Origin of the sequence: Streptomyces sp. NPDC001027 (assembly GCF_040299045.1) — a bacterium.
Classification (GTDB): domain Bacteria; phylum Actinomycetota; class Actinomycetes; order Streptomycetales; family Streptomycetaceae; genus Streptomyces.
The window spans coordinates 1-3,560 of sequence record NZ_JBEPBI010000130.1 but is presented as its reverse complement, the minus strand read 5'-3'; the positions used below and the strand labels follow the sequence as shown (position 1 = coordinate 3,560).

The following is a 3,560-nucleotide window of genomic DNA, read 5'->3' as shown; positions in this document are numbered from 1 at the left end:
TCCACCTACGACTTCCGCATCGTCGCCACCGGCTCCACCTTCACCACCTCGCTCAAAGCCCACGCCGACACCACCTGGACCCAGGTCGACACCACTACCGACACGACCTTCACCGCCGGCGGCATCGGCTTCCGCACCGGCAGCACGGAGCAGGCGAGCTTCGACGACCTCACCGTCACCGGGGACAACAACCGGTCGCTCTACAGCAACGACTTCAGCGACCCTGCCAACGCAGACTTCACCTGCGGCGCCATCACGGGCGGCGTCCTCTCCCTCGGCACGGGCAAGAACTGCGGCACCGGGCTGCTGACCGTTCCGAGCTGGTCCTTCCTGCGCGGCGCCACCAAGCTCGCCGCGGGCAAGAGCATCGCCTGGGCCCACCTGTACGCCACGGGAGCGTCCACCGCCCCGGCACGCCAGTTCGTCTACAAGCTGTGGGTCAACGGCAGCTTCGTCGCCGTGGGCCCGACCCGCCCGGTCGGCTCCGAGGCGCGCTACGACGGTTACGACGTCACCTCCCTGCTCACCGCGGGCGCCGTCAACACCGTCGGCGCTCTCACGTACACCACCAGCGATCAGCGCTTCCTCGCCGAACTGGTGGTCCGCTACACCGACGGCACCACGAAGACCCTGGGCACCGGCCCCGGCTGGAAGGCCCTGGACGGCACCCGGGTGCTGCCCAACGTCGGCTCCATCGGCACCACTTACTACTCCGCGCCCAAGGAGAACGTCGACGCCCGCCGTTACCCCTTCGGCTTCGCCACGTCCGCTTTCGACGCCTCCGCCTGGCCCGCGGCCGTCGCCAAGAGCGCCTTCGCCAACCTCCAGCCGGCGCCCACCGCGAAGGTGCGGCAGGCCTTCAAGGCCCCTGTCGCCGTCACCGAGTACTCCCCCGGCAACTACTTCCTCGACTACGGCCGCACCTGGATCGGCGGTCTGTCCCTGAACCTGACGGGCACGGCCGGGCAGGTGGTCGACGTCCGCTACGGCGAGGTCACCTCCGGGACGAACACGGTCAAGTACCAGACATCGGCCGGCAATGCCTACCAGGACAAGTGGGTGCTGAAATCCGGCGGTCAGCAGCTGGAGACCTGGGGTCTGCGGGTCTTCCGGTACGTCCAGGTCATCGGCGCCCCCACCGGGCTGACCGGGTCCGACTTCACGGCCGAGGCGTACCTCTACCCGTTCGACGAGTCGGCGGGCGCCTTCACCTCGTCCGACAGCACGCTCAACGCGGTCTGGGAGCTGTCCCGCAACACCGTCGAGGCGACCAATCTCAACCTGTACGTCGACTCGTGGGAACGCGAGCGCGACATCTACGAGGCCGACACCTACCTCCAGCTCATGGGCAACCTCTACACGGGCGGTGACACGGCGCTGGGCGACTACTCGTTGAACTTCCTCAGGTCCAACCGCACATGGCCCACGGAATGGCCCATGTACGTGATCCTGGCCATACACGACAGTTACGAGACGACCGGCAACACCGCGCCGCTGGCCGCCGCGTACACCGCCCTGCAGGGAAAGCTCCCGGACAAGTGGTACGAGTCCGCGACCGGCCTGATCCACAAGACCACCGGCAGCACCGGCGCCAGCAGCTGCACCGACTGCGACATCGTCGACTGGCCCGCCTCCGAGCGCGACGGCTACGTCTTCACCTCCTACAACACCGTCGTCAACGCCCTCGCCCACCGCGCCTACGAGAACATGGCCGACATCGCCACCGCACTGGGCAAGAGCGCGGACGCCGCCGCCTACACGGCGAAGGCCGACGCCATCAAGGACGCGGTCAACGCGCGGATGTGGGACTCCGCCAAGGGCACCTACCGGGACGGCCTGAACAACGACGGCACGGTGATCAACCACTACGCCGTCCAGGCCGGCGCCTTCGCCACCGCCTTCGGCCTCGCCGACTCCTCGCAGGCCTCGCAGGTGGCCTCCTACCTCGGCAGCCGCGGCATGGCGTGCAGCGTGTACTGCGCCCCGTTCGTCATCCAGGCCCTGTACGAGGGCAACCGGCCCGACCTCGCCCACACCCTGCTGACATCGACCGGGACCCGCAGCTGGATGAACATGATCAACGACGGGGCGGGGGCCACCATGGAGGCCTGGGACCTGTCGCTGAAGTCCAACACCACCTACTCCCACCCGTGGGCGGCCTCCCCGGCCTTCACGATCGCCCGCAGCATGTTCGGCGTCCAGCCCACCGCCCCGGGCTACCGGACCTTCCGAATCAAGCCGCAACCGACCTCGGTCACCTGGGCGAACGTCACGGTTCCCACCGCGCACGGCACCGTCGGGGCCGCCTATGACACCACCGGCGGCGGCCGTGTCGACGTCGGAGTGAAGGTGCCGGCCAACACGACCGCATCCGTGTACCTGCCCGGCGGCACGGCCGGCATGACCAGCGTCTTCATGGACGGCAGCAGCGTCGCCGCCACGTACGACAACGGATTCCTGCGCGTCGACGGCGTCCAGCCGGGCTGTCACGTCGTCACCACGGCGTCCGACAGCACCCCGTACAGCGATGCCAGACTGACCGGCATCTGCTGAGCGCGTACCGGCTCTCCACATCTGAGGCGCCCCGGACCTACCGGGGCGCCTCGGTGCGCGTCGGTGCGCCGAAGAGAAGGGCGCTCGTTCAGCTCCACGGCGGGATGACGGACGCGGACGATCCACCCGGCTTCGCGAGTGCCACGCCCGCGGCGCTCGAAGGCCGGACGGCAGCCGATGGCGACCGGCGCGTCGTTGCTCGGCGAGCCGACCGACATCGCGGTGGGCGGCGCCGACGGTGCCCGACCTGCGCTGACCGTCGCTCGTCTGCTAAGCAGGCGCGCGAAGTCGCGAACGAGGCACAGATCGCAGATGCCGCTCTGGCCGAGCACGTCGAGGCGATGGAACGCGCCAGTCGTGTGCACGAGGAACTGACCGCGGCGGTTCTGCATGGGGGCGGAGCCGCCGATCCGACGCGGACCCTGTCAGCCTCACTGGAGCGGCCGGTCGTCATCCTCAGCGAGACCTTCGTCGTGCTCGCCTCATCCGGACGACTGGACCGCGGCCGCGGTGATCGACACACCCGCCGTCCGGTCGGCGATCACGGCCGGCCGGCGATCCGGACGCTGTGCTCTGCTCGACTCGCCGCAGGACGATGTCCAGGCTGCGGTCGCCGTTCTCGCCGGAGAGATGACGCTCGGCGGCCTGCTCATCGGCGACGGCATGGTGGACCTCGGTGCGGTCGAGCGACGTACGATCGACCGCGCCGCGCAGATCACCGCGCTGCTCACCTCGAAGCCACGCAGTTGCTCGGCGACAGGTGGCGTGAACCGGAAGAGTACTTCCGTATCTCGGTGGCGGCGTGCCTGCAGACTCTCGCGGCGACAGTCTTCAGGCCCTCTACGCCACCGAGCGTGGGCGGACACTGATCGTCCGCCCAGACGCCGGATCGCCCCAAGCCCCCCAACACCCCAGCACGGGGGGGGCGGGGGGGGGGCCCGGGGGGGTTACCGCAGGGTTGCGGGTCGGCCGAGGAGCCCCCCGGTAGAAGGGGTGAGACCCCCGCC

At 69.5% G+C, this 3,560-nt stretch carries 2 protein-coding genes; one reads left to right on the top strand and one right to left on the bottom strand.

The window, feature by feature from the left end; all coding sequences use genetic code 11:
* On the top strand, positions 1-2,553 hold a 2,553-nt coding region (locus ABT300_RS28300; protein WP_351681307.1), incomplete at its 5' end, for a family 78 glycoside hydrolase catalytic domain.
* On the opposite strand, the gene ABT300_RS28295 is transcribed toward ABT300_RS28300, so the two are convergent.
* A complete protein-coding gene (locus ABT300_RS28295; RefSeq protein WP_351681305.1) occupies positions 2,487-2,945 on the bottom strand; it encodes a hypothetical protein in 459 nt (152 codons plus the stop codon). The two genes, ABT300_RS28300 and ABT300_RS28295, sit on opposite strands and share 67 nt — an antisense overlap.
* Between the last annotated feature and the right edge of the window lie 615 nt (positions 2,946-3,560).

Excerpts from the sequence above, each read along its gene's own strand:
- ABT300_RS28295 (WP_351681305.1), bottom strand. The coding sequence starts at position 2,945 with ATGCAGAACCGCCGCGGTCAGTTCCTCGTGCACACGACTGGCGCGTTC.